This is a genomic window from Brevibacterium luteolum (genome assembly GCF_025147615.1).
GTDB classification, from domain to species: Bacteria; Actinomycetota; Actinomycetes; order Actinomycetales; family Brevibacteriaceae; genus Brevibacterium; species Brevibacterium luteolum.
In genome coordinates, this window is the sequence record NZ_JALXPM010000001.1 from 114538 (window position 1) to 140399 (window position 25862).

At 67.0% G+C, this 25862-nt stretch carries 22 protein-coding genes; 4 read left to right on the forward strand and 18 right to left on the reverse strand.

Going from position 1 to position 25862, the window contains the following annotated elements:
• Positions 1–19: 19 nt before the first annotated feature.
• From folP to dacB, 7 genes are all read right to left on the reverse strand, one after another.
• Positions 20–916: a dihydropteroate synthase gene (gene folP / locus M3C25_RS00535; RefSeq protein ID WP_170273205.1), complete on the reverse strand. Its 897-nt coding sequence runs from the start codon at positions 914–916 to the stop codon at positions 20–22.
• 26 nt (positions 917–942) lie between these two features.
• Positions 943–1506, reverse strand: coding sequence for a GTP cyclohydrolase I FolE (folE, locus tag M3C25_RS00540; RefSeq protein ID WP_180964730.1), 564 nt, complete (start codon positions 1504–1506; stop codon positions 943–945).
• 1 nt (position 1507) lies between these two features.
• Complete coding sequence (gene ftsH / locus M3C25_RS00545) at positions 1508–3715, reverse strand: ATP-dependent zinc metalloprotease FtsH (protein ID WP_212753876.1); 2208 nt, start codon at positions 3713–3715, stop codon at positions 1508–1510.
• A gap of 164 nt (positions 3716–3879) precedes the next feature.
• A complete protein-coding gene (gene hpt / locus M3C25_RS00550) occupies positions 3880–4431 on the reverse strand; it encodes a hypoxanthine phosphoribosyltransferase (RefSeq protein ID WP_102161284.1) in 552 nt (183 codons plus the stop codon).
• Positions 4432–4502: 71 nt separating this feature from the next.
• A complete protein-coding gene (gene tilS / locus M3C25_RS00555; RefSeq protein WP_259854530.1) occupies positions 4503–5618 on the reverse strand; it encodes a tRNA lysidine(34) synthetase TilS in 1116 nt (371 codons plus the stop codon).
• Positions 5615–6769, reverse strand: coding sequence for an Rv3626c family coenzyme F420 biosynthesis-associated protein (locus M3C25_RS00560; protein WP_259854532.1), 1155 nt, complete (start codon positions 6767–6769; stop codon positions 5615–5617). Before M3C25_RS00560 ends, tilS begins: the two co-directional genes overlap by 4 nt.
• Complete coding sequence (gene dacB / locus M3C25_RS00565; protein ID WP_259854533.1) at positions 6766–8208, reverse strand: D-alanyl-D-alanine carboxypeptidase/D-alanyl-D-alanine endopeptidase; 1443 nt, start codon at positions 8206–8208, stop codon at positions 6766–6768. Before dacB ends, M3C25_RS00560 begins: the two co-directional genes overlap by 4 nt.
• 160 nt (positions 8209–8368) lie before the next feature.
• Here dacB and M3C25_RS00570 point away from each other — a divergent pair, with 160 nt between their 5' ends.
• Positions 8369–8857: an inorganic diphosphatase gene (locus M3C25_RS00570; protein ID WP_259854534.1), complete on the forward strand. Its 489-nt coding sequence runs from the start codon at positions 8369–8371 to the stop codon at positions 8855–8857.
• Positions 8858–9091: 234 nt separating this feature from the next.
• Complete coding sequence (locus M3C25_RS00575; RefSeq protein WP_217006919.1) at positions 9092–9733, forward strand: VOC family protein; 642 nt, start codon at positions 9092–9094, stop codon at positions 9731–9733.
• Positions 9734–9756: 23 nt separating this feature from the next.
• Here the strand turns inward: M3C25_RS00575 and M3C25_RS00580 are convergent, their stop codons facing one another.
• The 11 genes from M3C25_RS00580 to M3C25_RS00630 all read right to left on the reverse strand — a co-directional run bounded on the left by M3C25_RS00580 (position 9757) and on the right by M3C25_RS00630 (position 23693).
• Positions 9757–10539 carry a CPBP family intramembrane glutamic endopeptidase gene (locus M3C25_RS00580; RefSeq protein ID WP_259854535.1) on the reverse strand — a complete coding sequence of 261 codons (783 nt, stop codon included), beginning with the start codon at positions 10537–10539 and terminating at the stop codon, positions 9757–9759.
• Positions 10536–14294: an efflux RND transporter permease subunit gene (locus M3C25_RS00585; protein ID WP_259854536.1), complete on the reverse strand. Its 3759-nt coding sequence runs from the start codon at positions 14292–14294 to the stop codon at positions 10536–10538. Before M3C25_RS00585 ends, M3C25_RS00580 begins: the two co-directional genes overlap by 4 nt.
• Before the next feature lie 215 nt (positions 14295–14509).
• Complete coding sequence (locus tag M3C25_RS00590) at positions 14510–15766, reverse strand: MFS transporter (protein WP_259854538.1); 1257 nt, start codon at positions 15764–15766, stop codon at positions 14510–14512.
• On the reverse strand, positions 15767–16552 hold the full coding sequence (locus M3C25_RS00595) for a nitroreductase family protein (RefSeq protein WP_259854541.1): 786 nt from the start codon (positions 16550–16552) through the stop codon (positions 15767–15769). It lies immediately after the preceding gene.
• Complete coding sequence (msrA, locus tag M3C25_RS00600) at positions 16552–17073, reverse strand: peptide-methionine (S)-S-oxide reductase MsrA (protein ID WP_259854542.1); 522 nt, start codon at positions 17071–17073, stop codon at positions 16552–16554. The genes M3C25_RS00595 and msrA overlap by 1 nt, the downstream gene beginning before the upstream one ends.
• Positions 17074–17569: 496 nt before the next feature.
• Complete coding sequence (locus M3C25_RS00605) at positions 17570–17782, reverse strand: hypothetical protein (RefSeq protein ID WP_259854543.1); 213 nt, start codon at positions 17780–17782, stop codon at positions 17570–17572.
• An 89-nt stretch (positions 17783–17871) separates the two neighbouring features.
• Positions 17872–18846 carry a hypothetical protein gene (locus tag M3C25_RS00610; RefSeq protein ID WP_259854544.1) on the reverse strand — a complete coding sequence of 325 codons (975 nt, stop codon included), beginning with the start codon at positions 18844–18846 and terminating at the stop codon, positions 17872–17874.
• 58 nt (positions 18847–18904) lie between these two features.
• On the reverse strand, positions 18905–19639 hold the full coding sequence (locus M3C25_RS00615; RefSeq protein WP_259854545.1) for a peptide deformylase: 735 nt from the start codon (positions 19637–19639) through the stop codon (positions 18905–18907).
• On the reverse strand, positions 19636–20454 hold the full coding sequence (locus M3C25_RS00620; protein ID WP_259854549.1) for an HpcH/HpaI aldolase/citrate lyase family protein: 819 nt from the start codon (positions 20452–20454) through the stop codon (positions 19636–19638). The genes M3C25_RS00615 and M3C25_RS00620 overlap by 4 nt, the downstream gene beginning before the upstream one ends.
• Positions 20454–21008, reverse strand: coding sequence for a MaoC family dehydratase (locus M3C25_RS00625; protein ID WP_259854546.1), 555 nt, complete (start codon positions 21006–21008; stop codon positions 20454–20456). The genes M3C25_RS00620 and M3C25_RS00625 overlap by 1 nt, the downstream gene beginning before the upstream one ends.
• A gap of 75 nt (positions 21009–21083) precedes the next feature.
• Entirely contained in the window at positions 21084–23693 is a 2610-nt protein-coding gene (locus M3C25_RS00630; RefSeq protein WP_180964708.1) for a sigma-70 family RNA polymerase sigma factor, read from the reverse strand.
• Between the two features lie 219 nt (positions 23694–23912).
• Here M3C25_RS00630 and M3C25_RS00635 point away from each other — a divergent pair, with 219 nt between their 5' ends.
• Both M3C25_RS00635 and M3C25_RS00640 read left to right on the forward strand, forming a co-directional pair.
• A complete protein-coding gene (locus M3C25_RS00635; protein WP_259854547.1) occupies positions 23913–25604 on the forward strand; it encodes an AMP-binding protein in 1692 nt (563 codons plus the stop codon).
• A 33-nt stretch (positions 25605–25637) separates the two neighbouring features.
• The coding region (locus tag M3C25_RS00640) for a hypothetical protein (RefSeq protein WP_259854548.1) at positions 25638–25862 on the forward strand (225 nt) is incomplete at its 3' end.

The window sequence follows — 25862 nt, forward strand, 5'->3', positions numbered from 1 at the left end:
GCGGTTTCGCGCTCTGGGCTCAGGTCGGCCAGGGGGGCCGGATTTCCGTGCCCGAGGCGGTGGCCGGGTTCTCCGGCAGGTCGAGTGGCAGCGGGCGCGTGTGGGGCCGGTGGGCGCTGATCGCCTCGGCGACCTGTGCGGCGATGAGTGAGGCGCGCGGTTCGTGCACGCGCACCGCCCACGCACCTGCCTGGGCGGAGATCGCGGTGATCGCGGCGGTCGCGGCATCGCGGTCGGCAAGCGGGATGTCATCGGACTTCTCGGCCCCGAGCAGGGTGGAGATAAACCGTTTGCGGCTGGCAGCCACGAGCAGGCGGGGGCCGAGTTCGGTGAAGCGTTCGATCTGGGCGAGCAGCTGCCAGTTGTGCTCGGCGTTCTTCGAGAACCCGATGCCGGGGTCGATGATGATGTCCTCATCGGCGACTCCGGCGGTGCGGGCGGCCTCGATGCGCTCGGTGAGTTCGGCCTGGACTTCGGCGACGACGTCGTCGTAGTGGTAGCGGGCGGTCGCGTCGGAGAGCAGTCCGCGCCAGTGCATGAGGATGATCGGCACGCCGGCTTCGCCTGCGGCTTTGAGCATCGCGGCTTCGGCTTGGCCGGCGGAGACATCGTTGATGATCGCCGCACCGGCGTCGATGGCCTGGCGGGCGATGTCGGCGCGCATCGTGTCGATGCTGATGACCGCGCCCTGGGCGGCGAGCTTCCTGATGACGGGGATGACGCGGCGGGCTTCCTCCTCGGCCGACACCCGGGTGCTGCCGGGTCTGGTCGATTCGCCGCCGATGTCGATGATGTCGGCACCGTTGGCCAGCAGCTGGAGGCCGTGGTCGACGGCCGCACTGAAGTCGAACCACCGGCCCCCGTCGGAGAACGAGTCGGGGGTGACGTTGAGGACGCCCATGATCTGGGTGCGCATCAGCTGCTCCTTCGCTTGAGGTGGGCTCAGCGGCCGAGGATGAGGCTCATCGCCTCTGCCCTGGAGGCGGCGTCGCGCAGCTGGCCGCGCACGGCTGAGGAGATCGTCGTCGCCCCAGGCTTCTGCACCCCGCGCATCGACATGCACAGGTGCTCGGCTTCGATGACGACGATCGCACCTCTCGGTTCGAGGTGCTCGACGATCGCGTCGGCGATCTGACTGGTGAGCCGTTCCTGGATCTGCGGGCGGCGGGCGTAGATCTCGACGAGGCGGGCGAGCTTCGACAGCCCGGTCACCTTGCCCTCGGGTCCTGGGATGTAGCCGATGTGGGCCGAGCCGTGGAAGGGCACGAGGTGGTGCTCGCAGGTCGAGTACATCTCGATGTCACGCACGAGCACCATCTCGTCGTAACCGACGTCGAAGACGACCCTGAGGACATCGGCGGCGTCCTTGTGCAGGCCGGAGAAGACCTCTTCATAGGAGCGCGCCACCCGGGCGGGGGTGTCACGCAGGCCGTCGCGGTCAGGGTCCTCCCCGACTGCGAGGAGGATCTCCCTGACCGCCGCCTCGATGCGCGGCTGGTCGACCATCTCAGCGCCCGTCCTGCCAGGGGCCCTGCGGCGGCTGGCCAGGTTCACCCGGATGCGGGGGCTGGCCCGGCTGACCCGGGTGCGGGGGCTGCGGCGGCTGGGCCGGTCCCGGCTGTCCCGGGGTGCCCGGCTGGCCTTCATGCGGGGGCTGCGGGTGACCTGGCTGCGGGTAGCCCGGCTGGCCGGGCTGGCCGGCGGGTGCGCCCGGTGTGCCGGGTGCGTCCAGGCCGCTGGCGTGCGAACCGGTGCGGGCGTCCTCGTCGGTCTGGCGGCGCGGGGGCACCTCGATCGGCGGACGGTCGGAGACCGGCCGGTCGTCGTGGGCCAGCCACACCTCGCGCTTGTCGCGCTTGCGCACCTCGGCGAAGATCTCCTGCAGCTGGTGCTGGTCGAGGGTCTCCTTGTCGAGCAGCTCGTAGGCGAGCCGGTCGAGGATGTCGCGGTTGGCTGTCAGCGCCCAGTAGGCGTCGGCATGCGCGTCGTCGATGAGGGCGCGGACTTCGGCGTCGATGGTCTGCATCGTCTGATCCGCATACGTGTCGTCGTGGCCGTAGCCCTTGCCGGCGAACGGCTCGGAGGACTCATCGCCGATCTTGACCATGCCCAGCTTCTCGCTCATGCCGTACTGGGTGACCATCTTGCGGGCGATCGAGGTCGCCTTCTCGATGTCGTTCGAGGCGCCGGTGGTCGGGTCGTGGAAGACGATCTCCTCAGCCACCCGGCCGCCCATCGCGTAGGCGAGCTGGTCGAGCAGTTCATTGCGGGTCGTCGAGTAGCGGTCCTCACTCGGCAGCACCATCGTGTAGCCCAGGGCCCGTCCGCGCGGCAGGATCGTCACCTTCGTCACCGGGTCGGTGTCGTTCATCGCCGCTGCCACGAGTGCGTGACCGCCCTCGTGGTAGGCGGTGACGAGGCGCTCCTTGTCGTTCATGAGACGGGTGCGCTTCTGCGGGCCAGCGATGACGCGGTCGATGGCCTCGTCGATGATCTCCATGTCGATGACGGTCTTCGACGAACGCGCCGTCAGCAGGGCTGCCTCGTTGAGCACATTGGCCAGATCAGCACCGGAGAAGCCCGGGGTGCGCTTGGCGACCATCGCCAGGTCGACGTTCGGGGCCAGGGGCTTGTTGCGGGCGTGGACCTGCAGGATGTGCTGGCGGCCCTTCATGTCCGGAGCCTCGACCTGGACCTGCCGGTCGAAGCGGCCCGGGCGAAGCAGCGCCGGGTCGAGGACATCAGGGCGGTTGGTCGCGGCGATGAGGATGACGTTGGTGGTGGCGTCGAAGCCGTCCATCTCGACGAGCAGCTGGTTGAGCGTCTGCTCGCGCTCATCGTGACCGCCGCCCATGCCGGCGCCGCGCTGGCGGCCGACAGCGTCGATCTCGTCGATGAAGATGATGCACGGCGAGTTGTTCTTCGCCTGTTCGAACAGGTCGCGCACACGGGAGGCGCCGACACCGACGTACATCTCAACGAAGTCCGAACCGGAGATCGTGTAGAACGGCACCCCTGCCTCACCGGCGACGGCCTTGGCGAGCAGGGTCTTGCCCGTGCCCGGTGCACCGTAGAGCAGCACGCCCTTGGGGATCTTCGCGCCGACGTCCTGGAACTTCTTCGGCTCGGCGAGGAACTCCTTGATCTCCTCGAGCTCCTCGAGTGCCTCGTCGACACCGGCGACGTCGGCGAAGGTGACGTCGGGGTGCTCCTTGTTGACGAGCTTGGCCTTCGACTTGCCGAAGTTCATGATCCCGCGTCCGGCACCGGACATCTGGGAGAGCAGGAACCAGAAGACCAGGAAGATGATGACGAAGGGGATCAGGTTGATGAGCAGGCTGGTGAACCAGCCCTGCTTGGGCACCTCATCGGTGTAGCCCTTCTCGGGTGCGGCATCGTTGACGGCCTTGACGACGTCCTCGCCGCGGGGTTCGACATAGAAGAACTGGACGTTCTTGCCGTAGTTCTTGTCCTCGTGCTTGAACTCCTCTTTGAGCACGAGGTCGACGCGCTGGTCGTTGTCGATGATCTTGACCTGCTCGACCTTGTCATCGGCGAGCAGCTTGAGGCCCTGGTTGGTGTCGATGCGCTGGAATCCGCCGCCGCCGATGAGCATCGTGCCGATCGAGACGATGATGATCGCCAGCAGGATCCACACGAGCGGTCCGCGCGCCAGCTTCTTCATCGTCGGGCGGTTCTTCTTCGTTTCTGCCATTGATCCTTCCAGGACTCATGTGTGCTCAGGGCTCAGGTGCGCCGGGTGCAAGGCCCGCTGAGGCGTGACCCCCTGAGGATACAAGAGCTCAGCCTAGTGGGATATTCCGGAAAGCCGCTGAATCACACCCGCACCTGCCCATGCAGGCCGGCGACCGCCTCGGCTCAGGCGTAGACGTGCGGCGCCAGGGTGGCGACGAAGGGCACGTTGCGGTACTTCTCGGCGTAGTCGAGGCCGTAGCCGATGACGAACTCGTTGGGCACATCGAAGCCGACATAGCGGACGTCGATGTCGACCTTAAGGGCCTCGGGCTTGCGCAGCATCGTGCAGATCTCGACCGAGGCGGCCCCGCGTGAGCGCAGGTTCGCCAGCAGCCACGACAGGGTCAGGCCGGAGTCGATGATGTCCTCGACGATGAGCACATGCTGGTCCTTCAGATCCGTGTCGAGGTCCTTGAGGATCCGCACGACACCGGAGGACTTGGTGCCCGAGCCGTAGGAGGAGACCGCCATCCAGTCCATCCGCAGCGGCGAGTGCAGCGCGCGTGCGAGGTCGGCCATCACCATGACCGCGCCCTTGAGCACGCCGACGAGCAGGACGTCCTTGCCTTCGTAGTCGCGGTCGATGTCGGCTGCCAGCTCGACGAGCCGGTGCTTGATCTGTGCTTCGGTGACGAGAATCCGCTCGATGTCGGTGCCGAGGTCCTTTTCATCCACAGTGGGTCAGCTCCTTGTCCGCCGGCGACGCGTCGCCCTGCGCTGATGCCTGTTGCCGTTCGTGACCAACACTAGCGCCTATCGGCAGCCGGTGGCGCATCGTTCTCACGGCGGCCGGCCGGCTGGAACCGCAGGCCTGCCGGACCCTGTCCGCTCCTGGTTCGCACCACCTCGGCAGCGGCTGGCACCGAAACGGCTCCGCGTCTGCGGCCGGTGGCCAGCGCGTCGACAGCGGCGATGTGGGCGGCGGTGACTTCCTGGGCGCGGCCGGTGCACTCATGCAGCCAGGCGCGCACCACGCGGGTGCGGATCGCCGCGGGCAGATCGGCAAGCCTCGGGTGCGTCTCCGTGCCCGAGGTGTGGGTGGCGGTGGCCTCAGCCGCCCAGTCATCGAGGGCATCGGTGTCGGCGGCCAGCTGCGTGCCGGTGCGAGCGAGCGCGTCGGCGACACCGGGGCCGAGTGCAGCTTCGAGTGCGGGCAGCGCCTGTTGGCGGACGCGCACCCGGGCGTAGGCGGGGTCGTCGTTCATCGGGTCGTACCACACCGGCAGGTGCCGTGCCGCAGCCGAGGCGGTGGTCTGCTGACGGGTGATGTCCAGCAGCGGCCGCCACACCGGGCAGTCGGCGGCGGTGCTGACAGCCCGCATCCCGGCCAGTGACCGGGCGCCGGAGCCGCGGGCCAGCCCGAGGAGGACGGTTTCGGCCTGGTCGTCACGGGTGTGGGCGGTGAGCACGGCGGTGGCGCCGAGCTGGCGGCGGTGGTCGTCCAGTGCGGTGTAGCGGGTGGTGCGGGCGGCGGCTTCGAGGCCCTCTGGCCCGGCGGTGACCGGGTGGGTGAGGACGGCCGTCGGCAGGCCGCAGTCGGTGAGGTGATCGCGCACGGTCGTGCACACCTCGGCGGTGGCTGGCTGCAGGCCGTGGTCGACGGTCGCTGCTGTCAGTTCGACGGGCCGGCCGGCTGCTGTCAGGCCTGCGGGGCGGGTGGTGAGGAAGGCGGCGGCATCGGCCAGGGCCAGGGAGTCGGCTCCCCCGGAGACGGCGATGATGAGCCGGACCGGATCGCCGGCCGCAGGCTCAGCTGTGGAATCAGAGGCGGGCAGGTGGGCGACGGCGGTGTCGAGGAAGCTGCGCAGCGCATTCCGGATCGCGGCCGTGGCCGCATCGAGCCGCGGGCGCCTGCCGGTCACATCTGCTCCGGCGGGCTCAGCGGGCCTGGTTGCTCCGGGGCGTCGAGGACGCGGGCGATCCAGTCGGCGGGGTGCTCGATCTCGTACAGGCTCGGCAGGTTCTCCGGAGATTCCCACACGCGGTTGAGCCCGGCGTGGCCGCGTGTGCGCACGACAGCACGGACGAACGCGGCACCGCGGGTGTACTGGGCGAGCTTCTCGTCGATGCCGAGTACCCGGTTGACGATCGCCTTGATGCCGGTCGCCGCGTGCCGGTGGGTGTCGAAGGCTGCGCGGATGCGGCGCACGCTCGGGATTACGCCGGGGCCGACGGCGTCCATGACGACATCGGCGTGGCCTTCAAGCAGGCTCATGAGCGCGGTGACCTTATCGAGCAGTTCGGCATGCCGGGGCCCGATGAGCGTGTCAATGATGCTTGTGTCGTCTCTGAGCGCGCGGGCGAGCGCGGCGAGGGTCTCGACGAGCCCGGGATTCTCGATGCCGCCGGGCTGACGGGATCGGCCAGGCAGGCTGCCGCTGATGACAGGGGCGAGGAAGGCCTGCATCCGCTCCTGCAGGTGGGCCAGCAGCCAGGGGGCGGCGGCGAACTGGACGTGGTGGGTGCGTTCGTGCACGGCGACCCACAGCCGGAAGTCGCGGGCGGGGACTTCGAGTTCGCGTTCGACGGTGAGGATGTTCGGGGCTGCGAGCAGCAGCCGGCCGTCAGCGGTGAAGGGGTCGAACTGGCCGAGCACCCGCGAACCGACGATCGCCAGGGCAGCACCCATCTCAACGGAGCTCGCCCACCGTTGGGCGCGGCTGGGGTCCGGCGTCCCGGTGGCTGCTGCGGCGTCGGCAAGCACGCGGCCGAAGGACTGGGCGTTGGCCTCGACCCAGCTGAGCCGGTCGACGATGAGCGTGCGGCCTTCGGCCAGCCGGCGCCGGATCCGGGTGTCGGTCTCGGTGTCCATCCGCATGACGGTGAGCACGAGGTCGATAGCGGTCTCAGCGTCCTCGCGCAGCTCCTCGACCAGCGCTGCCGCATCGTCCGGTTCGGGCAGCCGGCCGGCGCCGAGAAGTTCGGCTGCGGTCTGGCGGACGGCGTCGACGGACACCCAGCCGGAGGCCGGCGACCCGCCGGCTGCCGGTTCGCGGGCGCCAGAGGTGGTCATGAGCAGCCGCATTCTGCGAGCAGGGTGACGGCTTCATCGAAGACCTCGCGTCCGCGTCCGGCCGTGCCCGGGGTGAGGTCGTCGGCCATGAGGGAGAAGACGAGCAGCCGGCCGTCAGCGGTGAGCACGGTGCCGGCCAGACTCGTGACGGTGCGCAGCGTGCCGGTCTTTGCGTTGACCCGCCCGGCGGCCGGTGTCGTCTCCGGGTCCTCGTAGCGTTCGGCCAGGGTGCCCGACAGCCCTCCGACGGGCATGCCGGGGACGAGCCGGGAGAGGTCGCCGTCGGAGGCGGCTGCGGCTTGGATGAGGGTGGTGAGGTCGTGGGCGGAGATCCGGTTGCCGTAGTTGAGCCCGGAGACGTCCTCCAGGGCGATCGACCCGGTGTCGAGTCCGGCGCTGCGCAGCGTCTCGATGACCGCCAGCGGCGCCTCGGCACCGGAGCCGGGCTTGCCGGCGGCGAGCGCGACCTCCCGGCCGAGCACCTCGGCGGAGACGTTGTCGCTGGCGAGCATCATGTTCTGCACGACCGCTGAGACCGGCGCGGACTCGACCTGGGCGAGTTGTTCGGCACCGTCGCCGGCCGCGGCGGGATCGCCCACCTCGGCGTCGATGCCGTGGGCGGCGAGCGCCTCGGCGAACTGGTCGACGGCCACCTGCACGGGGTCGGCGTGCCGGGGCGCCCCGCGCTGCAGCTTCGTCCAGCCGGATTCGGTCATGAGCGGGCTGATGTGGGTGATGAAGCCATGGCCGATGTCGCCAGGCTCCCAGCCGTCGTTGTAGGTCGGGCCGGTGTAGCGCGAGACGTCGGCTGACAGCTGCACGGAGCTGATGCCGCGCGCTTTGAGCTGTTCGGCGGTCTCCTCGGCCAGGGTCGCCAGGCCGGCATGGCCCATCACCTGCATGGGATCGGACTCGCCGGGTCCGAGCAGCACGTCGCCGCCGCCGATCAGGTGCAGCTGGGCCGGACCGCCGTCTGTGCTGGTCAGCGCTGCCGTGGTGGTGAACCGGGATTCGCCGCCGAGGCTTAAGAGCGCGGCCGCACCGGTGAGCACCTTCGTCACCGAGGCCGGGGTCTTCGCGCTCATCTCCCCGCGGGTATAGAGGACGTCGTTCGTGGCCGCATCGCGGATGTCGATGCTGAGTTTGCCGGTCATCCGCTCGTCGTCGAACAGCTCATCGAGCCGGCCGGCCAGGTCTGCCGGCACCGGCGCCGAGGTGTCCAGCGGGCTGGCGAGCTGCTGCTGGCCGGCGTTCGCCTCGGGTTTGGGCACAGGGTCGATGTGGATCGGTTCGGCCACCGTCAGAATGCCGGGCACCCGGTCGTAAGCGTCAGCGACTCCGTATCCGGCCAGCAGCGCCAGCGCAGCTCCGGCTGCGATGACGCCGGTGAGCCGGCGACGGCTGCGGGCTGCGCGCCGGGTGGATCGGGTGTGGGCCACTGTCGGGTTCTTTCGCATTGCGGTCAGGGAGCGCGGCCTGTGGGGCGGTGCAGTGTGCCGGCGGCGCATTCACTATGCTAGGTGAGTTCGGTGCGATTGCCGAAGCACCGCCGACCGCCCATCCGACCGATGTCACCTCAGAGCTGACCAAGGAGACGCAATGGAACTGCTCGCAACTGTCGAGATCCCCAAGGGGTCGCGCAATAAGTACGAAGTCGACCACGAGACCGGCCGGGTCAAGCTCGACCGCTACCTCTACACCTCGATGGAGTACCCGGCCGACTACGGCTACTTCGAGGACACCCTCGGTGAGGACGGCGACCCGCTCGATGTGCTCGTGCTGCTGACCGAGTCGGTGTTCCCCGGCTGCCAGGTCGATGTGCGCCCGATCGGCATGTTCAAGATGGAAGATGAGGCCGGCGGCGATGACAAGGTCCTCGGCGTGGTCGCAGGCGACCCGCGCTGGGATTCCTACACCGACGTCGAGGATGTCGATAAGTTCACCCTCGATGCGATCGAGCACTTCTTCGTCCACTACAAGGACCTGGAGCCGGGCAAGTACGTCAAGGGCTCCTCGTGGGTCGGCCGCGCCGAAGCCGAGGCGGAGATCGAGGCCTCGATCACGCGCTTCCAGTCCGAAGGCCACTGAGCCCCCAGTGAGCCGGCTGCAGCGCTGAGACGCACCTGATTCCGGCGGCCTGTTCCACGAGGCGGACAGGCCGCCGGAGATGTCTGCCGGCCGCAGCCGGCAGCTACGGTGCCGGTGCCACCTGGGGCTTCACCGCCTCGGCCCCGGTGAGGCGTGACGACGCGCTCCGCGACCGGCAGGCGACTTAGGTCAGGCTAAGGAGCACAGGTATTGTCAGTGTGGGATTCTTCACGTATGCATCTTGACCACGTCTCCTTCGCAAGCGAACCCGACGGCTACGAGAAGACCGCGGCCAGAATCGCCGAAAAGCTGGGCATCGAGGCCTACGACGGCGGCGTGCATCCGCGCTTCGGCACCCGCAACCTCATCTTCCCGCTCGCCGACGGGCACTATGTCGAGGTCGTCGAAGCCCTCGAACATCCCGCAGCACTGTCGACGCCGTTCGGTCAGGCTGTACGCGCCCGCAGCGAACTCGGTGGCGGCTGGATGGGCTGGTGCGTGGCCGTCGATGACCTCGACCCGATCGAGGAGCGGCTTGAGCGCAAGGCGGTGGACGGCAACCGCACGCCCGACACCGGTGTCGAGCTTTTGTGGAAGCAGATCGGCATCAAAGGCCTCATCGCCGATCCGCAGCTGCCCTTCTTCATCCGCTGGGTCTCCTCGGCGGACGAGCATCCGTCTGCCCGCGGCGCCGGCTGCGGGGTGTCGATCACCTCGCTCAAGATCGCCGGCGACCGCGACCGGCTGCGCGACTGGCTCGGCACCCAGGACAAGAAGCCGATCTCCGAGATCGGCATCGACTGGGACTCCCCGCACGGCACGCCCGGTCTCATGTCGGTGACCTTCGAGACCCCGAACGGCACCGTCACGATCTGATACGGGCGCCCTGGGAGCGGCCCTCAGAGCCGCGGGTCGACCATGGCGAGCACCTCGGGAGCGAGGAATCCGACGATGTCGATGGCCGTGTGAGCCGCGACGAAGGGCATGACCCGGCGGATACGCAGGTAGGCCGCGCCGAAGATGAGGCCCATGACGACGTTGCCGATGAACGGGCCGATGCCCTGGTACAGGTGGTAGCTGCCGCGGGCGAGCGCGAGGGCGATGATGATGGCCCACGGTGCCCAGCGGAGCTTGGCGAGCCGGTCGAAGCCGTAGCCGAGCAGCAGCACCTCTTCGAGGATGCCGTTCTTGGCGGCCGACAGGATGAGCACCGGGATCGTCCACCAGTAGGCGCCGAGGTTGTTCGGCAGCACCTCGGCGGTGACCCCGGCCAGCCGCCCGGCGAAGTACACCCCGAGCGTGCCGATGCCGATGATGAAGAACAGCCCGAGTCCCCACCCGGCGTCCCGGCCCGGTGCCCGGAAGTCCAAGCCCATGCGGGTGAGCGCCGGGCGGGTGTCGGCGGAGGGGTCGAGGCTGCCTGACTGCTTGTAGAGCACATCGCGGTTCATCAGCCAGATCGCCAGCAGCACCGGCACGAGCGCGAACCCGATGCCCATGAGCTGGTAGGTCAGGTCGAACCACGGCCGGGGCGAGGCCTCAGTGTTGAGCTTCGCCTGCGCCTCAGCCAGCGGCCCCCGCGAGACGGTGTCGAGCAGGTTCACCACCGCATACGCCGCCGACTTTCCCAGCGACAGCGCAGCGACGACGAGCAGCTCGACACCGAAGCGCGGGCGGATCACTCCGGCTTCTCCCCCGCTCCCGAGGTGCCGGTCTCGCCGCTGTCCGAGGTGGTGTCGTCCGCAGAACCTCCCGTGCCCGAGGCTGCGTCCGTGCCCGAGGTGCGGGCCGCCTCGGCGTCGGTCGCAGACGCGGCGGGTGCATCGGCTGGGGCCTCGGCAGAGGCGTCGACCGTGGTGTCAGCTCGAACGTCACTCGCTGCCTCGCCAGCCGCGGTGCTGCCCGCCGCCGTGCTGCCTGCCGCCGAGCGTCCAGCAGCCGCGGCGGCGGCAGCTGCTTTCTTCTGCTCGGCTTCGGCCTCGGCCTGGTCGATGACGTGCGAGCGGCTCATGTCCTTGATGGTCCGGCGTTCGCTGCGGCGCTCCTTGACGCTTTCGAGCAGCAGGTACAGCACCGGCACGAGGATGAGGGTCAGCAGCGTCGAACTCACCAGGCCGCCGATGACGACGATCGCCAGCGGCTTGGAGATGAGCATGCCCTCACCGGAGATCCCCAGCGCCATCGGCACGAGCGCGAAGATCGTCGCCGCAGCAGTCATGAGGATCGGCCGGTAGCGCAGCCGCGCACCGTGGATGACCGCAGTCCGCAGCTCGACGCCGTGGCGGCGGAAGTGGTTGATGAGGTCGATGAGCACGATCGCGTTCGTCACCACGATGCCGACGAGCATGAGCAGGCCGACCATCGACGTCATACCCAGAGGCGTGTCCGTCAGCAGCGACAGGCCGATCGAGCCGGTCGCGGCGAACGGGATCGACACGAGCAGAATGAGCGGCTGCAGCAGCGACTTGAAGGTTGCCACCAGGATGACGAAGGTGATGAGGATCGCCGCCAGCAGCGCGAGTCCCATCTGCGTGAACGCCTCCTGCTGCTCGGCTGTCGCTCCGCCGAAGTCGACTGTCACACCCTGCGGGGTGTCGACGTCGGCAGCGGCCTTCTGCACCGACTGGCTGGCCGCGCCCAGGTCGTTGCCGGCCGGGGTGATGGTCACCGTGACCGAACGCTGGCCCTCCGTGTGGCGGATCTCAGCGGGCGTCTCGGTGCGGTTGACCTCGGCGATCTCTGAGAGCTTGACCGTCTCGGTCTCCGGTTCCGGCACGGGGGCTGGGGCCGGAGCGCCGGGCATCATGCCCGCGTCGGTGTCCTGGCCCATGTCACCGGCACCGTCCTGGCCGGTGCCTGAGGCACCAGCACCGGCGGACGCCTGGGCCGTCACGGGGATCTCGAGGTCTTCGAGCTCCTTGACTGTCGAGACGTCGCCGGCGTGCAGCACGACGCGGTGGCCGAGGTTGTCGATGACGACGTTGCCGATCTGCTGACCGTTCATCGCCCGCTGCACGACCTGGCCGACTGTCGCCTCATCGAGGCCCTCTTCGGCGGCCTTCTTGCGGTCGATGTCGACTTCGAGGGTCGGCTGGGTGGCCTCCAGGTCGGTGGTCACCGACTGCACCTCATCGAGGTCGCGCACCGCATGAGCGATGTCCTCGCTGGCGGTGGCGAGCTTGTCGTTGTCCGATCCGGTGACCGAGACCTCGATATCGTTGCTCATGCCGCCGCCCTCGCTCTGGATGGTGATCTCGCCGGCGCCGTCGAGGTTCTCGAAGTCCTCCTCCAGCTTCGCCGACAGGTCCTTGATGCTCACCCCGGGCTTGAGGTTGAGCAGGTGGGTGCCGGTCGTAGCGTCGCCGCCCATCGAATCGTCGCCGATCGAGAGCTGGTAGGACTCGATCTCGTCGTAGTTCTCGAACACGTCCTCGACGATCGCGGCCTGCTCGCCGGACTCCTCCAGTGAGCTGCCGGCGTCGAAGCTCTGCTCGACCTGCAGGAAGTCCTGCCCGGTGTCGGGGAACAGTTCGGTTTTCAGCCGCGGGATCATGAACACGGTGCCGGCGAGCACGAGCACCGCGATGATGAGCGTGATGACCGGGTGCTTCGTCGAGGCGGAGATGAACGGAACGTAGGTCTTCTGCAGCCGGGTGACCGGTGAGCGCAGCGCGGCGAGCTCGTCGACGTCACTGCCGGGCTGTGCACCGGCTGCCGTGCCCGAGGCGGTGGCCGCTGTCGGGGCGGCGGTCGCGGGGGTGCCACCGGCTGCGGCTCGGGTGGTTGCGGTCCCGTCGGATTCGCCGATGATCGGCAGTTCGCTTGTCGCATGCCGCCCGGCTGGAGCCTCGATGGAGACCGGGCGCTTGCGGACGGCTTTGCGTTCTGCTTTCCACTGCCGAAGGTTGGCCTTGCGGTCGGCGCGGATCTGCTGCTTCTGCGCGAGGGTGAGCTTGACGCGGGATTCGCGGGCGCGCAGGAACCAGTAGGCGAGCACCGGCACGATGGTGAGTGCCACGAGCAGTGAGGCGGCCAACGCGATCGCCGCGGTTAAGGCGAAGGGCCGGAACATCTCACCGGTCTGGCCGGAGACGAAGATCATCGGCACGAACACGGCCATCGTCGTCAGGGTAGAGGCGGTGATGGCGCCGGCGACCTCGGAGACGGCTCCCATGATCGAGGTGAATTTCGTCCCGCCCTGGGCGTGGCGTCTGCGGATCGCCTCGATGACGACGATCGAGTCGTCGACGACGCGGCCGATCGAGATCGTCAGCGCCGCCAGGGTGAGCATGTTGAGGCTGTAGCCGCTCAGCCACAGGCTCAAGAGGGTGACGAGCAGTGAGAGCGGGATCGAGATCGCGGTGATGATCGTCGCACGCACCGAGAGCAGGAACACGAGGATGACGAGGACGGCGAAGATGAGGCCGAAGACGCCCTCGTTGACGAGATCGTCGATCGACTGTTTGATGAAGGGCGCCTGGTCGAAGACGGTGTGGAACTCGACGTTGTCGCTCATCCGCTCCGTGACATCCGGCAGCTTCTCAGCTACGGCATCGGAGATTTCGACGATGTTGCCGTCAGGCTTCTTCATCACCATCAGTGACAGCGCCGGTTCGCCGTTGGTGCGCGAGATCGACTGGGAGTCGGCCTCCCGCAGCTCGACTGTCGCGACGTCCTTGAGCAGCACCGGTTCGTCCTTACCGGGCAGGGCGAGGTTGGCGATCTGGTCGACACTGGTCAGCCGGGCGCCGACGGACACCGGGGTGGTTTTGCCCTCATCGACGAGGTCGCCTGCCGAGGTGGGGATGCCGTTGGCCTGCAGGATCCCCGCAAGTGCATCTGGGCTTAAGCCCTCGTCTTCGAGTTTGTCCTCATCGGCTTCGATCGAGACTTCCTTGACCGGTGCTCCGGTGACGTCGACGGCACGGACGCCGTCGATGCGCTTGAGCTCAGGCACGGCGACGTCGTCGAGCTCCTGAGCGAGCGCCTCGGGATCATCGGAGCCGGTGACGGTGAGCATCGCGATCGGGATGTCGGCTGTCGACGCGGAGAACACCTCGGGCTCGGAGCCGTCGGGCAGCTGCGGCTGGGCCTGGGAGACGGCGCGCTGGAGCTGCCGGACGATCTCATCAGAGGAGGTGCCGTACTTCGTCTCGACGATGACCTGGGAGGACCCGGCCGTCGAGACGGAGGAGACCTTCTCCACCTCGGCGACATTGTTCAGCGCGGCTTCGAGCGGCTCGGTGACCTCCGTCTCTACCGCCTCGGGGCTGGCACCGTCGTAGGAGGTGGTGACGAAGGCCTGCGGCATCTGCAGGTCGGGGAAGAGCTCCTTCTTCATCTGGGCGGTGGCGATGAGGCCGAACCCGATCGCGATGACGGAGATGAGCGCGATGAGCGCCCGGTTGCGCAGACTCACACGGGTGAGCAGGTTCATATGTGTCCTTCACATGTGGGTGTTGGAGTTCGGCTGCCTGAGGGCCGGCCTCCAGCGGCGGCGACTGTTGTCTTCAGCCTAGGGACAGCTTGCCACAGCGACACTGCGGGTGTCCGGCCGGGTGGGTCGGGTTTTCCCCACCTGACCACCCCCATGTTAGTTGCTGCACTAGTGAACCATTCAACTGGAGGTTCTGCCGGCTGGCGGCCCGTCGCTCACCGGGCCGGTGCCTCGGCGGTGGGCAGGGTCTCCCGGCCGGGAGCCCATGCGAGTGCCGCGAGCAGCGCGAGCACTCCAGTGAGTGCGAAGGCCAAGGCGTAGCCGCTGGCGTCGACGAGCATGCCGGCCAGGATCGGGCCGAGGATGGCGCCGGCGTCCATCGCCATCTGGTAGCGGGAGAACACGGTGCCGGACTTGCGGGTCGAGCCGACGATGTCGGACAGCGCGGCCTGCTGGGCGGGGTTGAGCAGCCCAGCGCCGATGCCGGCGATGACGGAGAGGGCGTAGAACACCCACACCGACGGGCTGAGGCCCAGCACGATCGTGGCCGCGCCCATGATGATGAGGCCGGTGACGATGAAGGGTTTGCGACCGTGGAAGTCGGAGTAGCGGCCGACGACGCGCACGGCGGCGAAGTTGCCCAGGGCGAAGAACGTCAGCGCCAGTCCGGCGGTCTTGGGTCCGGCACTGAGCACGTGGAGGGCGAAGAGCGGGTAGAGGGCCACGCGGATTCCCATCGACGCCCAGCCGTGGACGAATCCGGACAGCAGAGCCGCCCGGTAGGCGGAGTCGCGCCAGGCTTCGCGGAAGCCCATCCGCGAGGTGTCCAAAGCCTTGGCGCCCGAGGCGGTTCGCTCCTCGTCGCGGTCCGCGCTGGTGGCCAGCGCGTCGATGCGGGTGGCGTCAAGGCGCAGCCACACGATTGCGGCGGCGATGACGAGGGCGACGGCGTAGACGATGAACGGCACGCGCATTCCCCACCCTGCCATGAGCCCGCCGACGACGGGGCCTGCGATGTTGCCGACGAGGAAGGCGGTGGCGTAGGCGCTGGTCGCCCGGGCGCGCTGGCGGACCGGGGCGATGCGGACGATGAGGGCCATCGCCGAGACGGTGAACATCGTTGAGCCGAGTCCGCCGAGGCCGCGGAAGATCAGCAGCTGCCAGTAGTTCTGGGCGAGTGCGACGGCGAAGGTGGAGGCGGCGACGATGAGCAGGCCGGTGATGTAGACCCGGCGCTCGCCGAGTGCGTTGACGAGGCTGCCGCCGGCAGGGGCGAAGACGAACCGGAAGAATGCGAATGAGCTCACGACGATGGTCGCGGCGGTGACGCCGAGGTCGAAGCTTTCGGCGAACTGCGGCAGCACCGGGGCGATGATGCCGTAGCCGATGGCGACCGTGAAGGCCGCTGCGACGAGAACGGTGATCTCACCGGGCAGCGGCTGCCGGGAGGTGGCAGATGCGGGGTGGCTCACTTACCGCCGGTCCTTCTTCTTCGCCTTCTTCTTTGCCTTCTTCCTCGCCTTCTGGGCTGACTTCTTTACCTGTTCTTCGGCCTTCTTATCAGCCTTCTTGTCAGCTGTCTTGGCAGCCTTCTCGTCGGTGCGCTGACCGATGCGCTCCCCTGCTGGATGGACGGCGTCGGCGCTCTCCGCAGCCACTGCCTCGGGCGCGGGCAGGGTGGAGAGGAACTGGCTGGGGTCCTTCGGTGGGCGGCGGGAGGTCTCCAGGCGCTTGCGGAAGGCGGGGTCGATGTCGCCGACGTAGAGCCAGCCCATGAGGAGTTCGTTCTCGTTCAGCCCGTGCAGGGCGCGCACGGCCGGGGCGTTGGCGTCGAGTCCGGTGCGCCACATCACGCCCCACCCGGCCTGCCAGAGGGCGAGCTCGAGTAAGTGGGCGGCACCGGCGGCGGTGGCGTGATGCTCCCATACGGGAACCTTCGGGTGCTCGGTCGGTGAGGCGATGACGGCGATGAGCAGCTCGGCACGCAGCGGTTTGGGGTTCGGCTTGTCACCGGGTTCGCGTCCGGCGGCTGCGTCGAGGGCCGCACCGAGCCGGAGGCGGTCGTCACCGCGGATCGTCAGCAGCCGCCACGGTCTGAGCGCCTTGTGATCGGCGACCGGGGTGACGGCGTCGAGGAGGGTGAGGAGCTCGTCGTCGTTCGGGGTCTGCGGACCGACCTTCGAGATCGAACGGCGGGCGGCCATCGCGGCCAGCACCGGGTCGTCGAAGCGAGCGGCGGCAGGCTGTGGGTGGCTCATCACTGCATCCATTCAGCGTAGGCGCGCCGGGCGGCGGCGAGCTTGGGGTCGACGATGAACATGCAGTATCCATTGAACCGGTTGCGCTGGTAGAAGTCCTGGTGGATGTCCTCGGCGACGTGGAAGTCGCCCAGCGGTTCGAGGGTGGTGACGATCGGTTCCGCGTAGAGCTCCTGGGCGTCTTCGATGGCGGCGGCGAAGCGCTGCCGTTCGTCCTCGCTGCGGTAGAACATCGCCGAACGGTACTGGGTGCCCACGTCGTTGCCCTGCCGGTTGAGGCTCGTCGGGTCATGCGAGGTGAAGAACATCGAGAGGATCACGTCATCGCTGATGATGTCCTCGTCGAAGGTCACCTGCAGGGCTTCGGCATGGCCGGTGGTGCCCGAGCACACGGAGTAGTAGTCCGGGTCGGGGGTGTGACCGCCGGTGTAGCCGCTGATGACGGAGTCGACGCCGCGGGTCTGCCGGTAGATGGCCTCCAAGCACCAGAAGCACCCTGCGGCCAGAGTCAAAGTCTGCATATTCGTCGGAACCACGCCGGCCGGCGGGTTATTCCAGGGGTGCTGCAGTCGACGCACGACTCGAAAGTTGCAGACCAGGACGAGTGTGCTTGTCATCTGAACGCGGAAGCGCAACACCAATGATGCAACCTAAGTTGCCGCGGCCACGGCAGGACGAGTAAGGGTTTCGGCTCAAAGCAGCAACTGTCAAGAGTCGAACATCAGCACCGTGCAACCGATGAGAACCAGTGATGCATGGTGCAACAGTCAGGCCACCCGAAATCGTTTAAGCGCACCTTGCCGAGTCATGCCGAGCACATCGCCGATCGACTGCCACGTGTGTCCTGCCCGTCGGGCAGAAGCAACAGCATCTCTAAGCGACGCCTCCGCACCCTCCACGTCCATCGCAGCCACCGCAACACGCGCCAGTTCTCCCGACACTGAGGCAATCGGATCCGGGCCATCTCCAGATTCGATTTCTGCGAGCCGGTCTTCATCGCTGCGCATCGCTGATCCCTCACTTTCGCCGCAGGAACTTGGGCCGAACCGGCATCGTATGGAAGACCTCACTTGACCGGTTCACCGCAACCTCTAGAAGCGAACCGTCCCGAGCAGGCCCGACCACCATCCTGTAGTCATCAAAGAAATGCACGGTTATCACATTGACAAGAGCATGACGAATGTCCTCGGGCCGAACCCCGTGCTTGAGAGCACTGTCCTTGACTTCCATCTACACTCTACTTTTTGGTAATTCTAGTTACCGCAACTCAAGTTGTCAACGACAGTTACCATGCGGATCTTGGGCGCAGCAGACTGCGCTCAGCTCAGGTTCGGCATCCGGTCGGCGTCGGAGACGATCTCGAACTCGCCGGCGCGCGGCCAGTTGCGCAGCACGAACAGTGCCTCGCGGGCCTCCCACTCGGCGTCACCGTCGTCATCCCAGTCCTCGGCGTCGCCGTCATCGATCATCCCGAAGGCCTCGCCGTCTGCCTCGGCGGAGAGGTCGGGGTAGATGTCGAAGTCCTCGGTCAGGTCGATGCTCGCGATCCGGCCGTCGGCGGTCTCGATGCTGAGGTACAGGTCAGTGCCGTCCGGGGCAACGATGTGCCCGCGCACCGGGTAGGTCTGGCGGGAGGGCACGACGCGCTCGGCGTCGGCGGGCACCTGCACGGTTATGGTGCTGACGTGCCACTCGCCGGGCTCGTCGCTGCCGGCCTCGTGGTCGCGCGCGACCCAGACCTCGGCTGCAGCGAGCTGGTCGCGCAGCACCTGGGCGGTGTGCGCGTCGAGGGCGTGGTTGTCGTCCAGCAGTGCGAGAACGGACTCGAGGATATGGGCCGGCAGCACGATCTTCTGCTCGGCGGCGTCATCCCAGTCCTCGTCGGCTCCGCGCGAGATCATGTCATCGAGTGCGAGGAGGGCCACGTGGGCCAGGGTCGTCGCGCCGATGGAGACGGCCGCGCTGACGAGCGGCGGATTCTTCACGCCCCAGCTGCCCAGCTTGTCATCGGCCCACCGGTTGAAGCGGGTGAGCAGCGGCCAGCCCGCATAGGTCAGCGCAGCGCTACCGATCCCGATCGCGGCATTGACCGCGTTCTCCCTCTTCGGGTCCAGCGGTGTGCTGACGCCGGTGTAGGATTCCGCGCCCGAGGCGGCAGACAGCACACCGGTGGCCCCGGCGTAGACGAGACGGGCGGTCCGCTGGTGCTTCTTCGGCACCCACCATGGGCGGAAGGCGGACAGTGCGGCGAAGCCGAGGTCGACGGAGGCGGCTACAAAGGGATTCAGACGCATGGTGTGCTCCTTGGGCTGGGGTCGCGGGACCAGAAGGTCGGGGGCAGGGAATCGGGGGTCACAGGATCGGGGAATCGGGCAGGTCGAAGCCGAGCGCGCGGGCGGCCTCGGCGGCGCTGGGCTGGCTCCACCACCGCGCCACCTGGGCTGAGGTGGCCAGCGATCGCATCTCGGCCAGGTCGGTGTAGAGCACCCCGTCGAGGTGGTCGGTCTCATGGGCGACGATGCGCGCCTCCCAGCCGGTGATCTCGCGTTCGATGCTGCCGCCGCCGAGGTGGTGGCCGGTGAGTGCGATCGTGCGCGGGCGGGCGACGACGGCCTGGTAGCCGGGAATCGACAGGCAGCCCTCATAGAAGGCCACCTGCTCATCGCCGACGGCCCGGTAACGGGAGTTGACGATCGCTGCGAACGGCGTCGGTGTGCGCTCGCGGATGCGGGCGACCTCACCGAGCACCGGCGCCGGGTCTTCGATGACGAACATCCGCAGACTGATGCCGACCTGCGGGGCGGCAAGCCCAACACCGGGTGCCGCCTGCATCGTGGCGCGCATCGCTGCGGCGAGCTCCTGCAGGGTCGCGTCGTCGACCTGCCCGTCGACCTCCTCGGTCGGCTGGCGCAGCACCGGGTGCCCGGCTTCGACGATCGGGATGATCCCGTCGTTGTCGGCTGCTGCGGTCAGTGCGGCCTCAACCTGTTCAGCGATGGTGGTCGGCTCGGCGCGGCTGGCCGGCTCGAAGTCCGTGGTCGGCGCGACGCGGCTGGCCGGTGCGGTGCTGGTCGTCCGTGCGGTCATCGGGCGCGGGCGACGATCGTCTGGGCGTGCTTGAGCAGCGGGGCGTCGATCATCTTGCCCTCGTAGCTGAAGGCGCCCGAGGAGGTCTCAGCGAGTGCGAGCACCTCACGCGCCCAGGTCAGCTGCTCGTCCGTCGGGGCGAACGCCTCACGCACGACGGCGATGTGCTTGGGATGGATCGAGACCTTCCCGTCGAAGCCGGATTCGACGGCATCCTCGGTCTCGACAGCGAGGCCGTCGAGATCGTCGATGGCTGCCCAGATCGAATCGAGGGCGCGCTTGCCGTGTGCCTTCGCCGCCAGCAGGGTCAGCGATCGCACGGTGCGGCAGACGTCGCGGTAGGTGCCATCGGCCTTGCGGGAGGACCCGCCGCCCAGATCGGCGGTCAGGTCCTCGGCACCCCACATGAGGGCTGCGACGTTCTCAGCAGCGGCGACCTCAGCGGCGCTGATGCCTCCGGCGGCCGTCTCGATGAGGGCGATGACCTGGTAGCCGGCCAGCGCCTCGGGCCCGGCAGCACCCTCTGCTTTGGGCAGCATGACGTGGGTGAACGGGAGCCGACCGAGCAGCTCGAGGTCAGCGGCGAAGTGCTCAGTATCCGGGGCGTTGACGCGGATGACGGTGCGGGCCGGATCGAGGGCGTCATCGCCAGCGGAGTGCTCAGCCAGGGCCTTCCGGGCGGCAGCCTTGTCCGCCTCGGCGACGGCATCTTCGAGGTCGACGATGACGATATCGGAACGGTCAGCGGCCTTGCGGTAGCGGTCGGGGCGATCTGCCGGGACGAACAGCCAGGCGGGAGCGAAGGCGAAGGTCATCATGCCTCCTTCTCAGCGTGGTCGGCGGTGAAGACCATCGTCTTGCGCACCGCCTTGGCGACGATGTCGCCGTGCTGGTTGCGGCCGATGTGCTCCAGGCTCACGATGCCCTGGCCGGGGCGGGAGTTCGACAGGCGCTTGTCGACGATCTTCGTCTCCGCATACAGGGTATCGCCGTGGAACAGCGGCTTGGGGAAGGCGACCTCGGAGAAGCCGAGGTTGCCGACGATGGTCCCCTGCGTCAGCTGGGAGACTGAGAGTCCGACGAGGGTGGCCAGCGTGAACATCGAGTTCACCAGCCGCTGACCGAACGGCTCGGTCTCAGCGAAGGCCGCGTCGAGGTGCAGGGCCTGCGTGTTCATCGTCACGGCGGTGAACCAGGTGTTGTCGGCCTCAGTGATGGTGCGGCCGGGGGCGTGCTTGTACACCGCGCCGATCTCGAACTCCTCGAACCACAGTCCACGCTGCTGGATGACGTGGGTGGGCTCGGCAGCGTCCGGCTGGGCGGCATCGGCGGCGCCGTTCTGCTCAGTCGATGGCATGTTCTCAGTCATGGCTCAAGCGTACAAGCCGGAGGTGACGCGGGGCACTCCGGCAGCTCTCATGCTGGGGCCGGCTCCGACCGAGCATCAGCCGGCCGGAACGTCTTCTTCATCGCCAGCGGGGGCAACCGTAAGGTGCCGCGTCATGAACTCCCTGAGTGTTTTCAGCGAGGCCCGCTCCAACTGCCGTATCCGCTCCCGCGTCACGTCGTACGCCTGGCCGATGACCTCGAGGGTCTGCGGCTCGCCTCTCCATCCGAATCGACGTCGGATGATGTCAGCCTCGCGGGGTCCAAGCAACTGGTCGATGACTGCATTGATCACTGCATCGCGCTCGCGCAGCAGCATCTCGTCCTCCGGGTGCGGAAGAGTGTGTTGGCTCTCCCCCGTATTGAGGTCGACCGGGCTGAACCGTTCAGCGAAAAGGCCCACGAGCTTCTCATCGTCCAGGATCCGATCCAGCGAACGAGGCTGCATATAGTCGACCCGCTCGATCAGGTCGATGTCATGGTCGCATAGTCGGGCATCTTCGCACCGGCGATGCTCACTGACTCGGTCGAGCACATGCACGGGCACCCTGATAGTTCGTTCCTCGTCCTGAATGCCCCGGTTGATCGACTGGCGGATCCACCACGTTGCATACGTTGAGAACTTCTGCCCTCGCTTGAAGTCGAAACCGTCGACCGCACGAATGAGCCCTATATGACCGTGTGAAATGAGATCGAGGAATTCCAGGTGATGGCAATGCCGTTTATAGGACTTCGCGATGCTGGCGACGAGGCGCAGATTGCTTCTGACGAACTTCTCCTTCGCCTCCCGCCCCTCTCGCATGACCGCTTCGAGATCATGGCGTTCTCGCCGCGTGGAGTACTGCTCGTTGCGCCAGAGGTGCTCCGCGTATAACCCCGCTTCGATGGTCTTCGCCAGCGCGACCTCATCTTCAGCGGTGAGCAACGGCTCCTTGCCGATGCCGATCAGATAGAGCTTGGTGCTGTCACGAATGCTTTTGCGGCCGAGCTGCGGCTGCAATTCGTCTGCGTCGGATTTCCGCCCGCCCGGTATCCGAAGGACGATCGCAAATGCCCCGTCCTCAACGGGCCCGGAGCCCGTCGGTGACGACGTAGGCTCTTTGGGCTCAGGATCAACAGCACCCGGAGCCACGACAGGCTCAGGCCTGAGTTGCGTATCGACAGTCAGCGGTTTCTTCGCTTCGGCGCGCGGTTCAGCAGCCGGTGGCGGCATCTGACGCAGATCTTCGAGGAGAAAGCGCCTGAGCCTTCGGACTTCGTCGCCGGTGAAATGTCCGACACGATCTGCGAACTGTTCGATATCAGCGTACTGGCGGCCCTTGCGCTCGAACGGATCCTCAGCAGTCCGAGCGGCGAAGACGTGAACGAAACGCCCTCTTCCGCCGTCGGGTTTGCGTCGAATGACACGGCCGAGCCGCTGGATAGTCTGGCGCGCCTGCCTCGAACCAGAAACCACGATCGCAAGATCAGCTCGGGGCACATCGATTCCCTCATCGAGAATCCGAGGCGCACACAGCGCCTGCGCGTATCCATGGCCGAAGCGGCTGAGAGCCCCACGCCTTGTCTCGGGCGGCGAGTCACTGCTGATCGACTCACACCGCACACCTGCCGAGCTGAGGACGGCCCCGGCTTGAGTCGAACTGTCAATTGTGTCCGCAAAGACGAGGGTTCCGTCCGACTTCGCAACCACCGGCGCAAGCTCCTCCAGGAGCCGAAGCTTAGCGCCGGCATTCGACAGCACTGCCTGCCTTCGGTTCATCGCGTCGAGGTAGCGACGTGCCATCATCGCAGCCGGGCTCCGATCGTCCTTCCGGCCAGCGAGACGAGAGACTGCCGTGAAGAACTTCCCCACAGGTGCCCCGACCAGTCCGAGCTTGTGCCGCAGTGGCCTTTCGAGTTTGCTCATCCGGCTGCTGAAGCGTTCATAGTTTGACCGCTCCTCGGCGTTCAGATCGATGCTCACGAACGCGAGGTCGAATGGGGCGATCACGCCGTCTGCGAGGGCGCGGTCGTACCACAGCCGGAAGATGACTCCGCCGAAATACGGATCCAGCTGGTGCTTGTGCGCATCGTCTGGTCTTTCGTAAGTAGCTGTGAGACCCAGCCGGTAGGAGAAGCGCTCGCTGAGCGCACGGTGGAAGGACGGGGCTGCGTAACGATGCGTCTCGTCAGCAATGAGGAGGCCGCGGTGATGGTCTGCCAAAAGCTCGCTGCGGGCAGCGGAATGGACGACTGCGATGACGATGTCGCAGTCCCGAAGCGAATCGCGGCGACCGTTGCCGAACATGCCGACAAGGGCATCGGGCAGGGTCGAGTTCAGCCGCGAGAACCACTGCTCCTGCAGTTCGATGGTCGGGACGAGCACCAGCACTTTGATTCCCATGCGGCACGCTTCGTAAGCCGCGGTGATGCCGACCATCGTCTTACCAGCACCGGTTACTGCCTCGATGACACCTCGGCAGTCCGATGCGTGCCAGCGGTCCAGAGCCTCTGCCTGCCATTCCCACAGGCCGGGGTTCACCTCTCGCGCTGGCCGTCCGCGCGCGAGAGCAAGGAACGGGTCGTGAGGCTCAGCCGGTTCTGTTCGCAATCTCGGCAACACTGTCCCAATTTCGTCAGCGCACTCCGTGGGGTGCCGTTTGATCGGCGTGGGATCCATGATGGTCATCGCAACCTCATTTCTTAACCGGCGACCTATATCAGCCGTCTTATAAGTGAGTGTATGCGGAGCGACGGACATCACACTCACTCCGGCACGCGGCGCTCACCGAAGCCCTTCCAGCACCCCACTCCTCCCCCGCTCTCGGCACCCGCCAACCGGGTGTTTATGATGGGCACCACACCCGGTGACGGCAGTCACACCACGATCTCGATGAGGAGCCACCACGTGAGCGCACAACGAGAACTCTCCTACACCTCGGGCACGTCGTCCCAGCCGCTGCTCGGCGACACGATCGGTGCGAATTTCAAGAAGAACGTCGCCCGGTTCGCCGACCGCGAAGCCCTCGTCGACGCCCCGACCGGCCGCCGCTGGACCTACGCCGAACTCGATCGCGACTCCGATGCGGTGGCGATGAGCCTCATCGACCGCGGGATCGCCAAGGGCGACCGGGTCGGCATCTGGGCGCAGAACCTGCCGGAGTGGACGATCGTGCAGTACGCGATGGCGAAGATCGGCGCGATCCTCGTCAATATCAATCCCGCCTACCGCGCCCATGAGCTCGAGTACGTGCTCAAGCAGTCGGGCACGACGCTGCTCATCTCGCAGATGGCCGCCCCGCACTCGGACTTCGTGGCCCTGGCCCGTGAGGTGGCCGGTGCGGTGGCGAACCTGCAGCTGGTCTTCATCGACACCGCCGCCGAGGCGGTGGTCACCAAGCCTGCCGGTGGCCTCGACGAGTCGGAATCTTTCGCCCACCTGCTCGAACGCGGCCGGGAGCTCATGGAGCGTCCAGCGGTCAAAGCCGATGTGCGGCTGGCAACGCTCGGCGCCGAGCTGGGAGCCGACGAGCCGATCAACATCCAGTACACCTCGGGAACCACCGGCTTCCCCAAGGGCGTGACCTTAAGCCACCACAACATTCTGAACAACGGCTACTTCATCGGCGAGCTGCTCAGCTACACCGAAGAGGACATCGTGTGCCTGCCGGTGCCGTTCTTCCACTGTTTTGGGATGGTCATCGGCAACCTCGACATCTACTCCCACGGGGCGTGCGCGGTCATCCCCTCCCCCGGCTTCGACCCGCAGGCGACCCTTCAGGCCGTCGCCGATGAGAAGGCCACGTCGCTGTACGGTGTGCCGACGATGTTCATCGCCGAACTGGAGCTGGCGAACTTCACCGACTTCGACCTCTCGACGCTGCGCACCGGCGTCATGGCCGGCTCGACCTGCCCTGTTGAGGTGATGAAGCGGGTTATCAGCGACATGCACATGTCCGAGGTGGCGATCTGCTACGGCATGACTGAGACTGCGCCGGTGTCGACGATGACCCGCACCGATGACAGCCTGGAGCGCCGCACCGAGACCGTCGGCCGAGTGATGCCGCACACCGAGGTCAAGGTCGTCGATCCCGTCACCGGGCTGACGGTGCCGCGGGGTGAGAAGGGTGAGCTGTGCACGCGCGGCTACTGCGTCATGCTCGGGTACTGGCAGGAGCCGGACAAGACCGCCGAGGCGATCGACGCCGCGCGCTGGATGCACACCGGGGATCTGGCGATCATGGATGAGGACGGGTACCTCAACATCACCGGCCGGATCAAGGACATGGTGATCCGCGGTGGAGAGAACATCTACCCGCGTGAGATCGAGGAGTTCCTCTACCAGCATCCGGCGATCCGCGATGTGCAGGTGGTCGGGGTCTCCGACGAGAAGTACGGCGAGGAGCTCATGGCCTGGGTGATCCTGCGCGATGGCGCTGAGGAGCTGACGATCGAGGGGCTGCGCGAGTTCTGCTCCGGCCAGCTGGCGCATTACAAGATTCCCCGCTACCTGCAGATCACCGACGAGTTCCCCATGACCGTCTCTGGCAAGATCCGCAAGGTCGAGCTGCGGGCGAAGGCTGAGGAGCTGGTGGGGTAGGACTCCAGATAACGCCCCACTAATTCTATAAACATGGAATTCTATATTGATCCCGTATGGGTAGGCGCGCTTACAACAAGCCTGTCATTTGCTCTAGCTAGTCTGATCTACATCCAATCGCAACTAGAGAAACGAAAATCACAAGCACGACTTTTATCGATAATCGGCGACCCCGTGCAGATCCGATACCGCGAAGGGCATATCATCCCAGCGAACGCCACCATTGCGGAAGGGCTGCTAGCAATGCCAGCGAGAAAT